Origin of the sequence: uncultured Martelella sp. (assembly GCF_963677965.2) — a bacterium.
GTDB lineage: Bacteria > Pseudomonadota > Alphaproteobacteria > Rhizobiales > Rhizobiaceae > Martelella > Martelella mangrovi.
Map to the genome: position 1 here is coordinate 350,301 of NZ_CAXXFM010000001.1, position 16,624 is coordinate 366,924.

The following is a 16,624-nucleotide window of genomic DNA, read 5'->3' on the forward strand; positions in this document are numbered from 1 at the left end:
GGCCGGCGGGAAGCTCACCTTACGGCCTCCCGCAATCATCCAGCGCCATCGGCACAGATTATCCCCCATATCCACGGAGTTATCCACAGCCTTGGCGCAGGGTTGTTATTTCAGCATTTCCTTGACGACGCCGGAGGCCTTGGAAAAATCCATCTGGCCGGAATAGCGGTCCTTCAGCGTCTCGATGCACTTGCCCATATCGCGCAGACCCTGCGCGCCGGTCTCCTCAACGACGGAGGCGCAGACCTCGCGAATCTTTTCCTCGGGCAGCTGGGCAGGCAGAAATTCCCGGATCACCGCCATTTCCTGACGCTCCTGGGCGGCAAGGTCGTGACGGCCCTTCTCCTCGTAGAGACGGGAGGATTCCTTGCGCTGCTTGAGCATTTTCAACAGGATCTGGCCGATATCATCGTCACTGACGGGGTCTTTCCCGCTCGCACGGTGGGCAAGATCACGATCCTTGATGGCGGCATGAACCAGCCGCAGCGTGCAAAAGCGGACAGGCTCATCCGCTTTCGAGCTTTCCTTGAGTGCAAGGGCGAGTTGATCGCGCAACATGAAGCTACTCCTGGCAACGCCAGTTTTAAAAACCACTGCCGACACATGCCGACAAGCGGCGGCGTTTACCGAAATCGTGGGCTGCAATCAAATTAAAAAACGGGTTCGTCATATAATTTGACCAGATGCCACAAGTCTGCACCGAGAGCAATTGACCCGCAAGCAGCGTTTGACTATTTTCCCGCGACCGCATCAAAATAAGGTCTGCCCTTGTCTCTGTCATCCGGTAAAGACCGGTCCGAAAGAGTGAACCCGTTCGTGCGGGCAATATATAGTGCAATGCAGGCCTTGTTCAATCGGCTTCACACCGTCGAGGAACACGATAAGGATTATGATGACGACCTCCTCCGCATGGATCAAGGAAAAGCCGACGGCCGTTCTGGTGCTGGCCGACGGCACGACGATTTTCGGCAAGGGTATCGGTGCCACGGGCCATGTGCAGGCCGAAGTCTGCTTCAACACCGCGCTCACCGGCTATCAGGAAATTCTCACCGATCCGTCCTATCTCGGACAGATCGTGACCTTCACTTTCCCGCATATCGGCAATATCGGCGCCAATGATGAGGATATCGAAGACCTGACGCCGGCCGCGCGCCGCGGCGCCGTGGGCACGATCTTCAGGGCCGACATCACCCAGCCGTCGAACTATCGTTCGGCCGGCCATCTCGATGCATGGCTGAAAGCCCGCGGCATCATCGGCCTTTCCGGCATCGACACCCGCGCGCTGACCGCCTGGATCCGCGAGCATGGCGCCCCCAACGCGGTGATTGCCCACGACCCCGACGGCAATTTCGACCTTGATGCGCTGAAGGCTGAGGCCAAGGCCTGGGGCGGCCTCGAAGGGCTCGACCTTGCCGTTGTCGCCACCTCCGGCCAGTCTTCCAGATGGAACGAGACACCCTGGGTCTGGAACGAAGGTTATGGCGCGCTCGACGAGGCGGATGCCAAATACCACATCGTCTGCGTCGATTACGGCGTGAAGCGCAACATTCTGCGGCTGTTTGCCGGCCTTTCCTGCAAGGTCACCGTCGTTCCGGCGAAGACATCTGCGGAAGATATTCTGGCGCTGTCGCCCGACGGCGTGTTTCTCTCCAACGGCCCGGGTGACCCGGCAGCGACCGGCGAATATGCCGTACCGGTGATTCGCGCGCTGATCGACAGCGGCCTGCCGGTCTTCGGCATCTGCCTCGGTCACCAGATGCTGGCGCTGGCGCTTGGCGGCAAGACCGTCAAGATGCATCAGGGCCATCACGGCGCCAATCATCCGGTGAAGGATTTTACCACCGGCAAGGTCGAGATCGTTTCGATGAACCACGGCTTTGCGGTTGATTCGGCTTCACTGCCGGAGGGTGTCAGCGAAACCCATGTTTCGCTGTTCGACGGTTCCAATTGCGGCATTTCGCTTGCAGGCAAGCCGGTATTTTCCGTCCAGCATCACCCCGAGGCCTCCCCCGGCCCGCAGGACAGCCACTACCTGTTCCGCCGCTTCATCAATCTGGTGCGCGAGAACAAGGGCGAGGCGCTGCTGGAAGAGCGCGCCTGAACGCAGTTTTATAGAAAAATGCCATCAAGGGGCTGCGCGATGCGGCCCCTTTTTGCGTGGATGGCGAGAATAGCTGTGCCGCTCGCGCGCTGCTTCAGCCTCTGCAATCGCATTGCCCTTGGCCGCGCCGTAGCGCCAGCTCCAGGTCATCATCAACGCGAAGACCGCAATCCACATCACTTCCGAAACCACAAGAAACACGCTGACCGGCATCAGCGGAATGATCGCGGCCCTGACGGCGGCCTCGGCAATCAGAACCACCGCCCAGGCCAGTGTCATCCGGCGCATCAGGGCGCGATAATCCCCAGAAGCCGCATAAAGCCGGTTCAGGCGTTTGCGCTCCTCCGCATCGCCTTCGCTCGCAAAGTGAAAAACCAGCGGGCGCGGCATCAGCAGCGAAGCGGCAAACACCAGACCGATGAACCCGGTGATCAGCGAGGTCTTCAACAGCGCCAGATAGGGGCTGTCGAAATACAGACTGCCCGCCAGCGCGGCAAGCGTTGCCGCCAGCGTGATGACGCCGATCGCCGCCAGCCGGTTGCTCCTGACATAGGCGACCACGATCACCCCGATCGGAAACACCGAGCCGAGCGCCAGCGCGTGCACCGTGGAATAGTCGTAGTGCCTGGCCAGAAGATAGGTCAACCAAGGCAGAACCGCCCCGAAGATGATATCGTTGCGCATACCCCCTCCCCTTGCCTGAAGACGCAGCCCCGATGGGCCCATCTCCGGCAGAATGCTCTCTCGCAGACCGAAACGAAAGGCTAAAGCTTTTCAGCCTTTCTTCTTTTGCAGCATTTTCCAGTAGCGGATGCTGAGCATGATCGCAGCGGCCCCCAGACCGCAGAGGAAGCCGATCCAGATGCCGATGCCTTCCAGAGAGAAGACAAAGCCAAGCAGCCAGGCCAGAGGCAAGCCCAGCCCCCAATAGGCCAACAGCACCAGCACCATGGGAATGCGCGTATCCTTCAGCCCGCGCAGCAACCCGTTCATGATCGCCTGGGCGCTGTCGAGCAGCTGGAACAGGGCGGCAATGATGATCAGCGGCGCGGCATAGGCAATCACCGCCCCGGCCTCCGGCAGCGTGACATCGATGAACAGCGATGACAGGGCCTGCGGCGCCAGCGCAAAGGCCAGCCCGCTGGCCGCGGCAAAGCCGATCGCCACCACCAAAACCGTCACCGAGGCACGGATGACATTGGCCCGGTCGCCGGCACCGTGAAACAGACCGACGCGTACCGTGCCGGCCTGCGACAGGCCGAGCGGCACCATGAAAGTGATCGAGGACAGTTGAATGGCGATGCCATGGGCGGCCAGCGGCACAGCGCCGAACTGGCCCATCAGCACAGAGGAAGCGGTGAACATCGAGACTTCAGCCAGCACGCCGATGCCGATCGGCAGGCCAAGCATCACGACCTCGCCAAAGGCCGGCCAGTCCGGTTTCCAGAAGCGCACGAACAATTCGTAGCGTCTCAGCTCCGGATCGCGCTCGATATAGACGGCGAGAAACAGAAATCCGAAAAGCTGAACCAGAAAGGCAGCGACCGCCGCGCCGCGAATGCCGAATTGCGGCAAACCGAAATGGCCGAGTACCAGCGCATAGGCCAGCACGGCATTGAGCACCAGCATGGCCACGGTGACCCACAGCACGATGCTGGCGCGCCCGGTGGCGCTGACCAACGAGCGCAGCACATAAAACAGCAGTGCCGGAAACAGCGCAAAACCGACGATATGCAGATACTGCGCGGCCTTCTGCGCGACATCCGCCTCCTGCCCCATGGCCAGCAGGATCGGCCGCGACCACAGGAACAGCGGCATCATGATCACGGCAAACAGGATCGACGCCCACATGCCCATGCGCATGGAGCGCCTGACCGCCACTTCGTCGCCGCGGCTATAGGCCTGCGCCACCATCGGGATGACGGCGATTGAAAGGCCGGCGCCGAAGATGAAGATCGTAAAAAAATACTGCGTCGCCAGAACCGTGGCGGCCAGATCGACCGCGCTCAACTGACCGAGAATGAAGATATCGGTGGCATTGATGCCCTGCTGGGCAAGCTGGGCACCGATGAGCGGAATTCCAAGAGCGAAGGTTTCCCGGAAATGGGACAACCACGAATGACCGGCTGCGGCTGCAGGAGGCATTGTGACAGACATGATTTCACCAGAGGCTGACACGCCGGGGCCAGACAATGGCGGGGCCCGGGCGGCAAGCCTCATTAGCCGCTTTTAACGTCCGTGACCACCCTTGTCCTGGCCGGCATCCGGGGCTGGCTCATCGCCCGGCATTTCCAGATCATGCTTCAGCCGCGCCAGCTTCTCGACCGCCAGGGCGGCGTAATCACCGATCCAGCGATCATGGATCGCCTTGATCGGCAGGGGATTAAGATGGTTCCAGCGTTCCCTGCCCTCGCGTTGGACGATCACCAGATCGGCATCCGTCAGCACGCCCAGATGCTGCATCACCGTGCAGCGGTCAAAAGCGGGAAAGGCCGCACACACGGCTCCCGTCGTTTTCGGATCATCTTTCAAAAGGTCCAGGATCTCACGCCGCAACGGAGCGGAAAGCGCTTTGAAAACAAGATCATCTTTGCTTCTGCTTGACATGTTGTATTTTTATAACATGATTGATCGCACAGCAAGGAGGAAATGCCATGGAACTCAAATTCAGGGTATCGACCCATGTCTCAAAGCCGGTCGAGGAGGTCTTCGATGCCGTCGTCGATCCGAAAAAACTGTCAGGCTATTTCACCACCGGCGGCGCGTCGGAGCGGATTGCGCCGGGCGCGACCGTGATCTGGAGCTTCCATGACTTTCCCGGCGCATGTCCGGTCCGCGTGCGCGAGGTCGAGGAAAACCGGAAGATCGTGCTGAACTGGGAAGCGAGCGAAAACGGCAAGGACGCGGGCTATGACACCACGGTGACGATGACCTTTTCGCCGATCGACGACAATGCCCGCACGCTGGTGACCATCACGGAGGAAGGCTGGCGCGAAACCGAAGGCGGGCTGAAAGCGTCCTACATCAATTGCGCGGGCTGGGAACAAATGCTCTGTGCGCTCCGCGTCTACATCGAGCATGGCATCAATCTGCGCGACGGGATGTACAAATAGGGCGCCCTTGCGGGCTTCAGGGTCACGAAATCGGATTGCCGCCGTAGCGATAAGCCCCGCCGCGCTGCAATGCCTGACGATAGGCCGGGCGGGCATGGATCGCGATCAGATAGTCAAGCAATGCCTGCGGGCGCTGGTCGAAGGGGATACGTTCCATGCCCACTTCCACGGGAAAGCTCATCATGATGTCGGCGGCGGTAAAATCCGGGCCTGCAAACCAGCCGTCGCGCTGCAGTTCTTCCTCCCAGAAGGCGCCATGGGTCTTCAACTGCGGATCGGTGAGCCTGCCCATCACGCCTTTGGAGATCGCGTTCAGCAGCGGACGCAAAAGCTTCGGCCCCTGTTCCGGGATTTTCTGGAAGACGAGCTTCATCACCAGGATCGGCATGGCCGAACCTTCCGAATAATGCAGCCAGTAGCGATAGCGCAGCGCCGCATCGGTTCCCGGCGCAGGCCGCAAACCGCTGTCGACACCATATTTGTCGATCAGATATTCAACGATGGCCGCGCTTTCGGCAATGATGACGCCGTCATCCTCGATCACCGGTGATTTGCCAAGCGGATGCAGTTCCTTGAGGCTTTCTGGCGCACTCATGTCGGCGGCCCGCTTGTAGGATTTGACTTCATATTCAACGCCCAGCTCTTCCAGCAGCCAGACAATGCGATGGGCACGCGAATCTTCAAGATAATGGACCAGCAACATGGATAACCCCGCTTTAGATCGAACCATTCGGTTCGTTTTGAACGATAACCGGTTTGACGCGGCAGACAAGCCCGTTCGTTTTCAAGAAGCCGTTATGGCAACAGCGCCGGCATAGAGCAGCAGAATGCCCGCACTTTCAAAACCGATCCGTCCCGGACCGGCCTTCTGGCGCACGATCAGACCGAGCAGCAGGATGGCGGTGGCCGACAGACCAACCGAAAGCCAGATCAGGTCATCCCTGGTGATCGCATGATAGAGCGAGCCGTCACGATAGGCGATATCGGAGAGCGTCAGGAACAGGGTATCGAATGTGTTGCCGCCGATAATACCGCCGACGGCAAGCTGCAGCGCCCCGCGCCGGACAGCGGCCAGCGTGGTCACAAGCTCCGGCAACGATGTCACCACCGCCGTCATCAGCGCACCAACCAGCGAGGCGGAAAGCCCGTAGCGGTCGGTCATCACGCCAGCCACGCCCGAAATGGCGTAGCCCGCAAGCCCCATCAGCAGCATCAGCGTGGCAAACACCGCAAAGATCGTGACATTGCCACGGGCCGTCTGCTGATCTTCATCCGGCGTGTCGGTCCGGGTCTCACGGGTGCCGACCGGCCGCCACATCGGGTCATCGCGCACCCGTTTGGATGCCACGACGCCGGCAATATAGATTGCAAACAGAATGATGGAAAACGGGCTGACCGCCAGAACCGAAACATCCGGCGCGACATAGGCGATCAGCGGGATTGAAAGCAGCAGCACCAGAAGCGCGCCCTGAAACAGATTGGAGAGATCGGCCGCCGCATGCTCCAGATTGACGCGGCGATAGATGATATCGGCCAGCGCCAGAAATGCCGTCTGCGCGGCAATACCGCCGACGGCATTGGAAAAGCTGAGCGAAGCGCGCCCTTCGAACGCGGTGGTAATCGAAACCACCGTGCCGGACAGCGAGGTTGCAGCGCCAAGTAGCAGGCCACCGATCAGCGCCTCGCCAAGCCCCGTGCGATCGGCGATGCGGTCGGCAACATCGGTAATCCTGACACCACATGCGAGGATCACCAGACCGGCACCGGCAAAGATCGCCATCAGCCAGACGAGCGACAGGTTTTCGAAATCCATTCTGTTCTCCGTGTTGTTCAGGCAACGCGTCAGCCGCGTCTTTGTTCATTCCTGTGGAGAACACCCCGACGGACTTCCCGGTCCGCGGAATATTTAATATTTGTTCTCTTTATGTTCTTATAAAAAGGTAACGTGCATGGTCAGCCAACAGGTGAAATATGCGGCATTCAAAGCCTTGCATGAAGCAGACGGCGCATTCGTGATACCGAACCCATGGGACGCAGGAAGCGCAAGACTGCTGGCCAATCTGGGCTTCAAGGCACTGGCGACCACCAGCGCCGGCCTTGCCTTTTCCATCGGCAAACGCAATTCCGCCGCCGCACTGACACGGGGCGAGGTTCTAGCCAACGCCAGCGCCATTGTCGCGGCCACCGATCTGCCGATATCGGCCGATCTGGAAAACGGCTTCGGCGCCTCGCCGGAGGACTGTGCGGAGACGGTAAGGCGGGCTGCTGAAACAGGGCTTGTCGGAGGTTCGATCGAAGACGCATCAGGCGATGCCGAGGACCCGATCTATGCCTTTGACGCTGCGGTCGACCGCGTCAGAGCGGCAGCGGAAGCTGCGGGCAAGGCTCCCTTTCTTCTGACAGCGCGTTGTGAAAATTTTCTGTGGGGCCGCCCCGATCTTGCCGACACAATCAGGAGGCTGCAGGCTTTCGAAGAAGCCGGCGCAGATGTGCTTTACGCGCCGGGACTACCCAACCTTCAGGCGATCAGGACTGTCTGCAGTTCCGTTTCGCGACCGGTCAACGTGGTCATGGGCCTCCAGGGCCCATTGTTTTCCGTCGCAGATCTGTCGCATGCGGGCGTCAAACGCATCAGCGTCGGCGGCTCCTTCGCGCGGGCGGCTCTTGCCGGCCTGAAAGCCGCAGCCGACGAGGTGATGAACGCAGGAACGTTTTCCTATAGCCGCGCCATTCTCGGCGATGGCGAGGCGACACGGCTGACAGCCACACGCGACGAACCGCACACTTTCGACTGACGACGCATATGCCAAGGCCGGAGAGTTCAATCAGCCCCGATGCGAACGCTCACGGACCTGATCCGGCACAGGCGAAATCCGGCCGCCGATGATGCGGTAAAGAATAGTCAGGCCGGCAGCCACGAAAACACTCTGAAAAGCAATGAGAGGCAGGAATTCATACATTGTTAACTCCTCTGTTTGCCCTGATAACGCACCGAAGCGCCGAATAGTTCACTTTTTTCTGCGATTTCTCAAAACAACTCGCTCCAGAGATCCTGGCGTGTCCATGAAACGAAAACGCCCGGGCGCGAACCCGGGCGTCATCTGACAGCGTATGCGTTAGTGCCCTAGACGGCGAGCGACAACAGCATGACAAAGACAAGTGCCGTAACCGACAGGATGGTTTCCATTGCCGTCCATGTCTTGAAGGTTTCGCCGACACTCATGTTGAAATACTGCTTGACCAGCCAGAAGCCCGCATCATTGACGTGCGACAGAACGACCGAGCCCGCACCGACGGCAAGCACCAGCAGTTCACGATTGACGCCGGGGATAAGGGTGACGACAGGAGCAACAATGCCCGCACCCGTGATCGTCGCAACGGTTGCCGAACCGGTGGCAACACGCACAACGGCGGCAACCAGCCAGGCCAGCAGGATCGGATTGATCTGAGCCTGAACCGCAAGATTACCGATGACATCACCGACGCCGCTCGAAATCAGCATCTGCTTGAAGCCGCCACCGGCACCAACGATGAGCAGGATGGAGGCAACAGGCAGAAGGCTGTCCGCCAGCAGGTCCAGAACCTTCTGATGGTCGAACCCACGGGCGTAGCCAAATGTGTAGGTGCCGAGCAACAGGGCCAGAAGCAGCGCAGTGACCGGGTTACCGATGAAGTCCATCCAGACATAGAGCACGCTTGTTTCCGGCAAGGCGACATCGGCCAGCGCCTTCATCAGCATCAGCACGACCGGCAGAAGCACGGTCACGAGCGTGACTGAAAAACTCGGCAGGTTTTCGGGGTCGATATCACGAACAAACTGCGCCTCCAGATCAGGCGATGCCTCACCCGGCACGTAGCGAGAGATGAACGAGCCGAAGAGCGGACCGGCAATGATTGCGGTCGGAATACCGACAATCAGACCGTAGAAGATGGTCTTGCCGATATCAGCATCAAAAATGCCGATGGCCGCCAGCGGTCCCGGATGCGGGGGGACAAGCCCGTGCACGGTGGACAGACCGGCCAGAAGCGGAATGCCGACCTTGACGATCGAAACGCCCGAACGCCGCGCCACGATGTAGACGAGCGGGATCAGCAACACGAAACCGATCTCGAAGAACAGCGGGATGCCGACAAGAAAAGCGGCAACCACCATGGCCCAGTGCACTCTTTCGCGGCCGAACGCCCTGATCAGGGTCTGGGCGATCTGGTCCGCCCCGCCTGATTCGGCCATCAGCTTGCCGAGCATGGTCCCGAGCCCGAGCACGATGCCGACGAAACCGAGAACGCCACCAAAACCTGTTTCGAAGTCCCCGACAACCTCGCCGACGGCCATGCCGGAGGTGAGACCGAGAAACAGCGAAGCGATGATGAGAGCGACGAAAGGATGAAACTTGAAGTTGGTAATCAGGATGACAAGGCCGACAATAGCGACCGCGGCATCAATCAGCAGATAGGTCTGCGTTGAAAGTCCGAACATTTTACACTCCTCGAAAAGTCCCGGAGGAACGGGTTGCCTGTGTGTGCAACCGAGTTTCCACTGCCCTGCGCACTGTAACTTGAGACAGCGCTACCCCGTTCCAATACAAAAAAATCACCGAACAGCGACAGAAGATCAGGCCGGAAATTCACCGGCCTTCTCCATCTTTTTCGTTATCGGAACCACTGGTCATCCACCATGAAACGGCATTCTCCGCGATGGTGCTGATCGGCAGTGTTGCGTCGGCCACGAAGACACCCGTTTCTGCGTCGGGACGCTCGAGCGTATCGAACTGGCTGTCGATGAGACTGGCAGGCATGAAATGACCAGGCCTGTTGGCAACCCGATCCTTGGCGACATCATGCGGCAAATCCAGAAACACGAAGGCAACGCCGGACACCTTGGACCGCAGTATGTCTCGATAGGATTTCTTCAGCGCGCTACAGGCCAGAACAGGCACTTTTTCGCCGGCGACACCTTCGGCAAGCAGATCCGCCAGGCGCTCAAGCCATCCCTGACGATCGGAATCGTCAAGCGGGTGCCCTTCACTCATCTTGCGGATATTTTCGGGGGGATGATAGGCATCTCCCTCAATCAGTTCCCCATGGATTTCATCAGCAATGGCCTGCCCGACACTGGACTTGCCACATCCTGAAACTCCCATGACGACTATGGCTGGAATCTTTCCCAATCTAACCTCCCGCGCCATAGAGACAGACAGCGCTGTCTCATTTATATTAAAAAAAACGAAGCTTATTGGACATATTCCCGCGCTTCGTCTATTCAGGCCTGAAGACGGCCTGATGGACGTTACTCATAAAGTTTTCCGCTTTCGGTTGCAAGAGGCGTAATCGGAGATGAAACCAAAAAAAAATCGCGCATCGGGAAGACCGACGCTGGCCGATGTCGCCAAACGCGCCGGTGTTTCCGAAATCACCGCATCGCGCGCGATGCGCGGCGTCAAAACCGTGGGACCGGAACTTGCCGAAGCCGTCAAACAGGCGGCAAAGGCCGTCGGCTACATACCCGACCCTGCAGCACGTGCACTTGCGTCGAAGAGAAGCCGGTCCATTCTGGTTCTGATACCGGCGCTTTCCAATCAGCTCTTCATCGGCATGTATGAGGAGATACAGAAAGCCCTGCGCGCGGAAGACTATGAGATCTTCCTCGGCAACTATCATTACGATGCCCGCCAGGAAGAAAAGCTCATTCGCGATTATCTTGTCTATCGCCCGAGCGGCGTGCTGCTGACCGGCAACGAGCAAAGCGCGGCAGCCACGAAAATGCTCAAGGACAGCGGCCTGCCCTGTGTCTACATGATGGATCTGCTGGAAACTCCGGGCACCATCAGCATCGGCTTTTCTCAGGAAGAGGCAGGCGCAGCGGTCGCCCGCCACCTGATTGCAACCGGCCGCCGGAAACTCGCCTATATCGCTGCCCAGCTCGACCCGCGCGCCAAATATCGAGGCCAGGGGTTTCAAAGGGAAATTGCACGGCATGGTCTGGAGCCTGCCATCGAGTTGAGGGCCCCGATCCCGTCTTCACCCGGCCTTGGAGCCGATCAGTTCCGCAGCATTCTCGGCGAATACCCGGACCGCGATGGCCTGTTCTTCTGCAATGACGACCTGGCCTGGGGGGCACTCATGGAAGCCAGCCGCCTCCAGATCGACATCCCGGAACGCTTCTCCATCGTCGGCTTCAACGACCTTCCGCTCAGCGCCCATATGGCGCCGCGGCTGACATCGGTGAAAACGCCGCTTGACGAAATCGGACGGCACGGAGCCGTCACCCTGCTCCGCCTCGTACGCGGCCAGCCTGTGGAAAGCGCATGCTGTGACCTCGGTTTTGAACTCAAAATCCGCGAAAGCAGCCTTTTTTCCGGCGGCGCGGCCGCCTGATGTCACGCTGCATCCTTGCGGAGCATTTTCGGGGTTCCGTTCGCACTACATTTTGCCTATAAGGCCCACCTAGCCCAAATGAGCATAGCCAGCGCCCGGCCCGGTTTTCCGTGCCGGTTTTTGACGCAGGTAACAGCAAGAACCGACGGATCACGACCATGCCAAAGCGCCAAGACCTCAAGTCCATCCTCATCATCGGCGCGGGGCCGATTGTCATCGGCCAGGCCTGCGAATTCGACTATTCCGGCGCGCAAGCCTGCAAGGCGCTGAAAGAGGAAGGCTACCGGGTCATTCTGGTCAACTCCAACCCGGCCACCATCATGACCGACCCGGAGCTTGCCGACGCCACCTATGTCGAGCCGATCACGCCGGAAGTGGTCGCAAAGATCATCGCCAAGGAGCGCCCGGATGCGCTGCTGCCGACCATGGGCGGCCAGACCGCGCTCAACACCGCGCTGTCCCTGCGCCGCATGGGCGTGCTGGAACGCTATAATGTCGAGATGATCGGCGCCAAGCCGGAAGCCATCGACAAGGCGGAAGATCGCGCGCTGTTCCGCGAGGCGATGGCCAAGATCGGGCTGGAAACGCCGCGCTCCATGCTGGCGAACGCTACCGAAATCAAGGACCAGCACCGCCAGGAACACGAAGCCAAGCGCGCCGAACTGAAGAAGACACTCACCGGCGATGCGCTCGACAAGGCGCTGGACGATCTCGAAAACCAGTGGAACCTCGGCAATACCGACCGCAAGCAGCGCTACATGTCGCATGCCATGGCGATTGCCGTGCAGGCGCTCGACCATGTCGGCCTGCCCGCGATCATCCGTCCGTCCTTTACCCTTGGCGGCACCGGCGGCGGCATTGCCTTCAACCGTTCGGAATTCTTCGACATCGTCGAGCGCGGCCTCGATGCCTCGCCGACCACCGAAGTGCTGATCGAGGAATCGGTGCTCGGCTGGAAGGAATACGAGATGGAAGTGGTCCGCGACAAGGCGGACAACTGCATCATCATCTGCTCGATCGAAAATATCGATCCGATGGGCGTGCATACCGGCGATTCGATCACCGTTGCCCCGGCGCTGACGCTGACCGACAAGGAATACCAGATGATGCGCAACGCCTCGCTGGCGGTGCTGCGCGAAATCGGCGTTGAAACCGGCGGATCGAACGTCCAGTTCGCCGTCAATCCGGCAGACGGCCGCCTCGTCGTGATCGAGATGAACCCGCGCGTATCGCGCTCCTCCGCTCTGGCTTCGAAGGCCACCGGCTTCCCGATTGCCAAGGTCGCAGCCAAGCTCGCCATCGGCTACACGCTCGATGAGCTGGAAAACGACATTACCGGCGGTGCGACCCCTGCCTCGTTCGAACCGTCGATCGACTACGTCGTCACCAAGATCCCGCGCTTTGCCTTTGAAAAATTCCCGGGTGCGGAAAACACGCTGACAACGGCGATGAAATCCGTCGGCGAAGTGATGGCCATTGGCCGCACCTTCCCCGAATCGCTGCAAAAGGCCTTGCGCGGTCTTGAGCGCGGCCTCACCGGCCTCGATGAAATCGAAATTCCGGGCATCGAAAACGGCGAACCGAGCAATGCCATCCGCGCCGCGATCGGCACCGGCACGCCGGACCGGCTGCGCATGGTTGCACAGGCAATGCGTCTTGGCGTTTCGCTGGAAGAGGTTCACGAGCACTCCAAGATCGATCCATGGTTCCTTGAGCAGTTGAAGGCAATCGTTGATATGGAAGAGCGCGTGCGCGAGCACGGCCTGCCGGAAGATGCCGACAATCTGCGGATGCTGAAGGCGATGGGCTTTTCCGATCAGCGGCTGGCAAGCCTCACCCATGGCCGCCCGAAGGAAGTCGCCCAGCTTCGCAACAAGCTCGGCGTGCGCCCGGTCTACAAGCGCATCGACACCTGCGCGGCAGAGTTCGCCTCGCCGACCGCCTACATGTATTCGACCTACGAGATGCCGTTTGACGGCGTCACCCGTTCCGAAGCCGGTATTTCCGACGCCAGGAAGGTCGTTATTCTCGGCGGCGGCCCGAACCGTATCGGCCAGGGCATCGAGTTCGACTATTGCTGCTGCCACGCCGCCTTCGCGCTGAAGGATGCGGGATACGAATCGATCATGGTCAACTGCAACCCGGAAACGGTTTCGACCGACTATGACACCTCCGACCGGCTCTATTTCGAGCCGCTGACGGCCGAAGACGTGATCGAGATCATGCGCGCCGAACAGGAAAAGGGCACGCTTGCCGGCGTGATCGTCCAGTTCGGCGGCCAGACGCCGCTGAAGCTTGCCGAAGCGCTGGAAAAGAACGGTATCCCGATCCTTGGCACCGCGCCCGACATGATCGACCTGGCCGAAGACCGCGACCGGTTCCAGAAACTGCTGATCAAGCTCGACCTCAACCAGCCGAACAACGGCATTGCCTATTCGGTCGAACAGGCCCGTCTGGTGGCCGGCGAGATCGGATACCCGCTGGTCGTGCGCCCGTCCTACGTTCTCGGCGGCCGCGCCATGGAAATCGTCCACAACGAAGCCGGCCTTTCGCATTATCTGCTGGAAGTCGTGCCGGAGCTCGTCACCGAGGATATCAAGCAGCGCTATCCGAACGACAAGACCGGGCAGATCAACACCATGCTCGGCAAGAATCCGCTTCTGTTCGACAGCTATCTGACCAATGCAACCGAAGTCGACGTCGATTGCCTTTCCGATGGCGAGAATGTCTTCATCGCAGGGATCATGGAGCACATCGAGGAAGCCGGCATTCACTCGGGCGACAGTGCCTGCGCGCTGCCGCCGCACTCGCTGTCCCCGGCCATTCTCGATGAGCTTGAGGAACAGACCCGCGCAATGGCGCTGGCCCTCAACGTCAAGGGGCTGATGAACGTGCAGTTCGCCATCAAGGACGGCGTTGTCTACATTCTCGAGGTCAATCCGCGCGCATCGCGCACCGTGCCGTTCGTCGCCAAGACCATCGGCGCGCCGATTGCCAAGATCGCCGCCCGCGTCATGGCCGGCGAGAAGTTGAATGACGTCATCGCCTCTTACGGCGACAGGCCCAACCCGCGCAATCTGAAGCATATCGCGGTCAAGGAAGCCGTCTTCCCGTTCGCCCGCTTCCCCGGTGTCGATACGCTGCTCGGCCCGGAAATGCGCTCCACCGGCGAGGTCATCGGTCTCGATACCGACTTCGCCATCGCCTTCGCCAAATCGCAGCTCGGCGCCAGCGTCGATCTGCCGCGCGAGGGCTGCGTCTTCGTCTCGGTCAAGGAGGAAGACAAGGAGCGCGTGCTTCCGGCCGTCAAGCTTCTGGTCGAACAGGGCTTTACCGTCATGGCGACCGGCGGCACCCGCGATTTCCTCGAGGAAAACGGCATTGCCGCGACCAAGATCAACAAGGTGCGTGAAGGCCGCCCGCATATCGAGGATGCGATCCGCAACCGTCAGGTCCAGCTGGTGTTCAACACCACCAGCAACGACAAGACGATTTCGGACTCCAAATCGCTGCGCCGTGCCGCGTTGACCCAGAAAGTGCCCTATTACACCACCATGGCCGGCGCTCTGGCCGCCGCCCAGGCGATCAAGGCGCTGCGTCAGGGCCAGCTCGAAGTGCGGCCACTGCAAAGCTATGCCTGAGGCGTAGACGCCTGAGCGAGAAAACAACGAGAAGGCGGGCCATACCCGCCTTTTCTTTTACGATCCCCGGCCAAGCAGGAAACAGATGACCGACAAGATCGAAATCACCAATGAACGCGTCTTCGCCGTCGACCGGCAGACGCTCTATGCCGCCTTTGCCGATCCGGCCATGCTGGAACGCTGGTGGGGACCGCATGGCTTCACCAACCGTATTACAGCCTTCGATCTTGCGCCCGGCGGCCATTGGCTTGTCACCATGACGGCCTCGAACGGGACCGACTTTCACAACCGCTGGCGCTTTGACGAGATCGTCGACGGTCGCTTCATCCGCGCCGTTCATCACGAGCCGGTCCACGTCTTCACGCTGGAAATGACCTTTGCCGATGATGCCGACGGCGCGCGCCTTACCTGGTGCACGCTCTACGACAAGACGGAGGAAACCGAGGCGATCTGGCATCTTTTCCGGGCTGCGAACGAACAGTATTTCGACCGGCTTGAAGCCGCTTTGAAATAAGGCGGCGGGTGGAAACCCGGTCCCTGCCCCGTTGTGCTTAACACGTGAGCGACAGGCGGCTTCGATGCCCTGACGGAGCTGCCCCTTTCACGGCCACGGCGTTTTGTAGCCCCGCCGCCTTGCCGATTTATCTGGAAATGACGTGGCGGCTTCTGCTATAAAGCGCGTCAGGTTTGAAACTGGTTCCGGAGTTAATGCTTCGGAACCTGTTTCTTTTTATGTGGCAACGCAGCTGGGGACTACCTAAGTGGGAGGCTGCTTGTTTCACGCATAAATTACAGGAACACGAGAAGCGGCGGCGCAAAGCGGCCCCAGGCGGGCGGCCCCGGCCGCCGCTTCGCAAATGACCAAAGGACAAGAATATGGTCGAAAAAGTACCGATGACCAAGGCCGGTTCCGACAAGCTGAAGGAAGAGCTTCGCTGGCGCCAGCAGGAGGAACGTCCGCGCATCATTCAGGCGATTTCCGAAGCGCGCGCCCATGGCGACCTTTCCGAAAATGCCGAATATCACGCCGCCAAGGAAGCCCAGAGCTACAATGAGGGCCGCATCAGCGAGCTTGAGGACGTGACCACGCGCGCCGAAGTCGTCGATCCGGCCAAGATGACGGGCGACAAGGTTCGCTTCGGCGCGACCGTGAAGCTGGTGGACGAGGAAACGGAAGAGGAGAAGGTCTACCAGATCGTCGGCGACCTGGAAGCCGATGTGAAAGCCGGCAAGATTTCGGTCTCCTCACCAATCTCCCGCGCACTGATCGGCAAGGAAGTCGGCGACAGCATCGAGGTCAATGCACCGGGCGGCGCCCGTGCATATGAAGTCCTCGAAGTGATCTGGCGATAAAACTGTCAGGCGGGCAACAAAAGGGGATCAAGGTGCGCGGA

General features: G+C 59.9%; 15 protein-coding genes. 7 read left to right on the forward strand and 8 right to left on the reverse strand.

Going from position 1 to position 16,624, the window contains the following annotated elements; all coding sequences use genetic code 11:
* Nucleotides 1-105 precede the first annotated feature (105 nt).
* Nucleotides 106-558, reverse strand: a complete 453-nt coding sequence (locus ACHZCU_RS01885) for a GatB/YqeY domain-containing protein (RefSeq protein WP_106310083.1) — start codon at nucleotides 556-558, stop codon at nucleotides 106-108.
* Between the two features lie 334 nt (nucleotides 559-892).
* On the opposite strand from ACHZCU_RS01885, the gene carA reads away from it, so the two are divergent.
* Nucleotides 893-2,101, forward strand: coding sequence for a glutamine-hydrolyzing carbamoyl-phosphate synthase small subunit (gene carA, locus ACHZCU_RS01890; RefSeq protein WP_319519727.1), 1,209 nt, complete (start codon nucleotides 893-895; stop codon nucleotides 2,099-2,101).
* Between the two features lie 24 nt (nucleotides 2,102-2,125).
* Here the strand turns inward: carA and ACHZCU_RS01895 are convergent, their stop codons facing one another.
* The 3 genes from ACHZCU_RS01895 to ACHZCU_RS01905 form a co-directional block, all read right to left on the reverse strand.
* On the reverse strand, nucleotides 2,126-2,785 hold the full coding sequence (locus ACHZCU_RS01895) for a VC0807 family protein (protein ID WP_319517416.1): 660 nt from the start codon (nucleotides 2,783-2,785) through the stop codon (nucleotides 2,126-2,128).
* A gap of 90 nt (nucleotides 2,786-2,875) precedes the next feature.
* The gene (locus ACHZCU_RS01900) at nucleotides 2,876-4,258 is read right to left on the reverse strand and encodes an MATE family efflux transporter (protein WP_319517417.1); all 1,383 of its coding nucleotides are present in this window, start codon (nucleotides 4,256-4,258) and stop codon (nucleotides 2,876-2,878) included.
* A 72-nt stretch (nucleotides 4,259-4,330) separates the two neighbouring features.
* The gene (locus ACHZCU_RS01905) at nucleotides 4,331-4,708 is read right to left on the reverse strand and encodes a helix-turn-helix domain-containing protein (protein ID WP_319517418.1); all 378 of its coding nucleotides are present in this window, start codon (nucleotides 4,706-4,708) and stop codon (nucleotides 4,331-4,333) included.
* Nucleotides 4,709-4,755: 47 nt separating this feature from the next.
* Between ACHZCU_RS01905 and ACHZCU_RS01910 the strand changes: the two genes are divergently transcribed.
* The gene (locus tag ACHZCU_RS01910; protein WP_319517419.1) at nucleotides 4,756-5,214 is read left to right on the forward strand and encodes an SRPBCC domain-containing protein; all 459 of its coding nucleotides are present in this window, start codon (nucleotides 4,756-4,758) and stop codon (nucleotides 5,212-5,214) included.
* A gap of 22 nt (nucleotides 5,215-5,236) precedes the next feature.
* Here ACHZCU_RS01910 and ACHZCU_RS01915 read toward each other — a convergent pair whose 3' ends face one another.
* Together ACHZCU_RS01915 and ACHZCU_RS01920 are read right to left on the reverse strand one after the other, a co-directional pair.
* On the reverse strand, nucleotides 5,237-5,917 hold the full coding sequence (locus ACHZCU_RS01915) for a glutathione S-transferase (RefSeq protein WP_319517420.1): 681 nt from the start codon (nucleotides 5,915-5,917) through the stop codon (nucleotides 5,237-5,239).
* Between the two features lie 81 nt (nucleotides 5,918-5,998).
* Nucleotides 5,999-7,027: a sodium:calcium antiporter gene (locus ACHZCU_RS01920; protein WP_319517421.1), complete on the reverse strand. Its 1,029-nt coding sequence runs from the start codon at nucleotides 7,025-7,027 to the stop codon at nucleotides 5,999-6,001.
* A gap of 136 nt (nucleotides 7,028-7,163) precedes the next feature.
* On the opposite strand from ACHZCU_RS01920, the gene ACHZCU_RS01925 reads away from it, so the two are divergent.
* Nucleotides 7,164-8,009 (forward strand): oxaloacetate decarboxylase, encoded by an 846-nt coding sequence (locus tag ACHZCU_RS01925; protein WP_106310062.1) that lies wholly within the window; start codon nucleotides 7,164-7,166, stop codon nucleotides 8,007-8,009.
* A gap of 329 nt (nucleotides 8,010-8,338) precedes the next feature.
* Here ACHZCU_RS01925 and ACHZCU_RS01930 read toward each other — a convergent pair whose 3' ends face one another.
* Nucleotides 8,339-9,691 carry a GntP family permease gene (locus ACHZCU_RS01930; protein ID WP_319517422.1) on the reverse strand — a complete coding sequence of 451 codons (1,353 nt, stop codon included), beginning with the start codon at nucleotides 9,689-9,691 and terminating at the stop codon, nucleotides 8,339-8,341.
* Nucleotides 9,692-9,839: 148 nt separating this feature from the next.
* Entirely contained in the window at nucleotides 9,840-10,382 is a 543-nt protein-coding gene (locus ACHZCU_RS01935) for a gluconokinase (protein WP_319517423.1), read from the reverse strand.
* A gap of 166 nt (nucleotides 10,383-10,548) precedes the next feature.
* Between ACHZCU_RS01935 and ACHZCU_RS01940 the strand changes: the two genes are divergently transcribed.
* The 4 genes from ACHZCU_RS01940 to greA all read left to right on the forward strand — a co-directional run bounded on the left by ACHZCU_RS01940 (nucleotide 10,549) and on the right by greA (nucleotide 16,583).
* On the forward strand, nucleotides 10,549-11,589 hold the full coding sequence (locus tag ACHZCU_RS01940) for a LacI family DNA-binding transcriptional regulator (RefSeq protein WP_319517424.1): 1,041 nt from the start codon (nucleotides 10,549-10,551) through the stop codon (nucleotides 11,587-11,589).
* 158 nt (nucleotides 11,590-11,747) lie between these two features.
* Entirely contained in the window at nucleotides 11,748-15,230 is a 3,483-nt protein-coding gene (carB, locus tag ACHZCU_RS01945; RefSeq protein WP_319517425.1) for a carbamoyl-phosphate synthase large subunit, read from the forward strand.
* An 85-nt stretch (nucleotides 15,231-15,315) separates the two neighbouring features.
* Nucleotides 15,316-15,744, forward strand: a complete 429-nt coding sequence (locus ACHZCU_RS01950; protein ID WP_319517426.1) for an SRPBCC domain-containing protein — start codon at nucleotides 15,316-15,318, stop codon at nucleotides 15,742-15,744.
* Nucleotides 15,745-16,106: 362 nt separating this feature from the next.
* Nucleotides 16,107-16,583, forward strand: coding sequence for a transcription elongation factor GreA (gene greA / locus ACHZCU_RS01955; protein WP_106310042.1), 477 nt, complete (start codon nucleotides 16,107-16,109; stop codon nucleotides 16,581-16,583).
* Nucleotides 16,584-16,624: the final 41 nt, after the last annotated feature.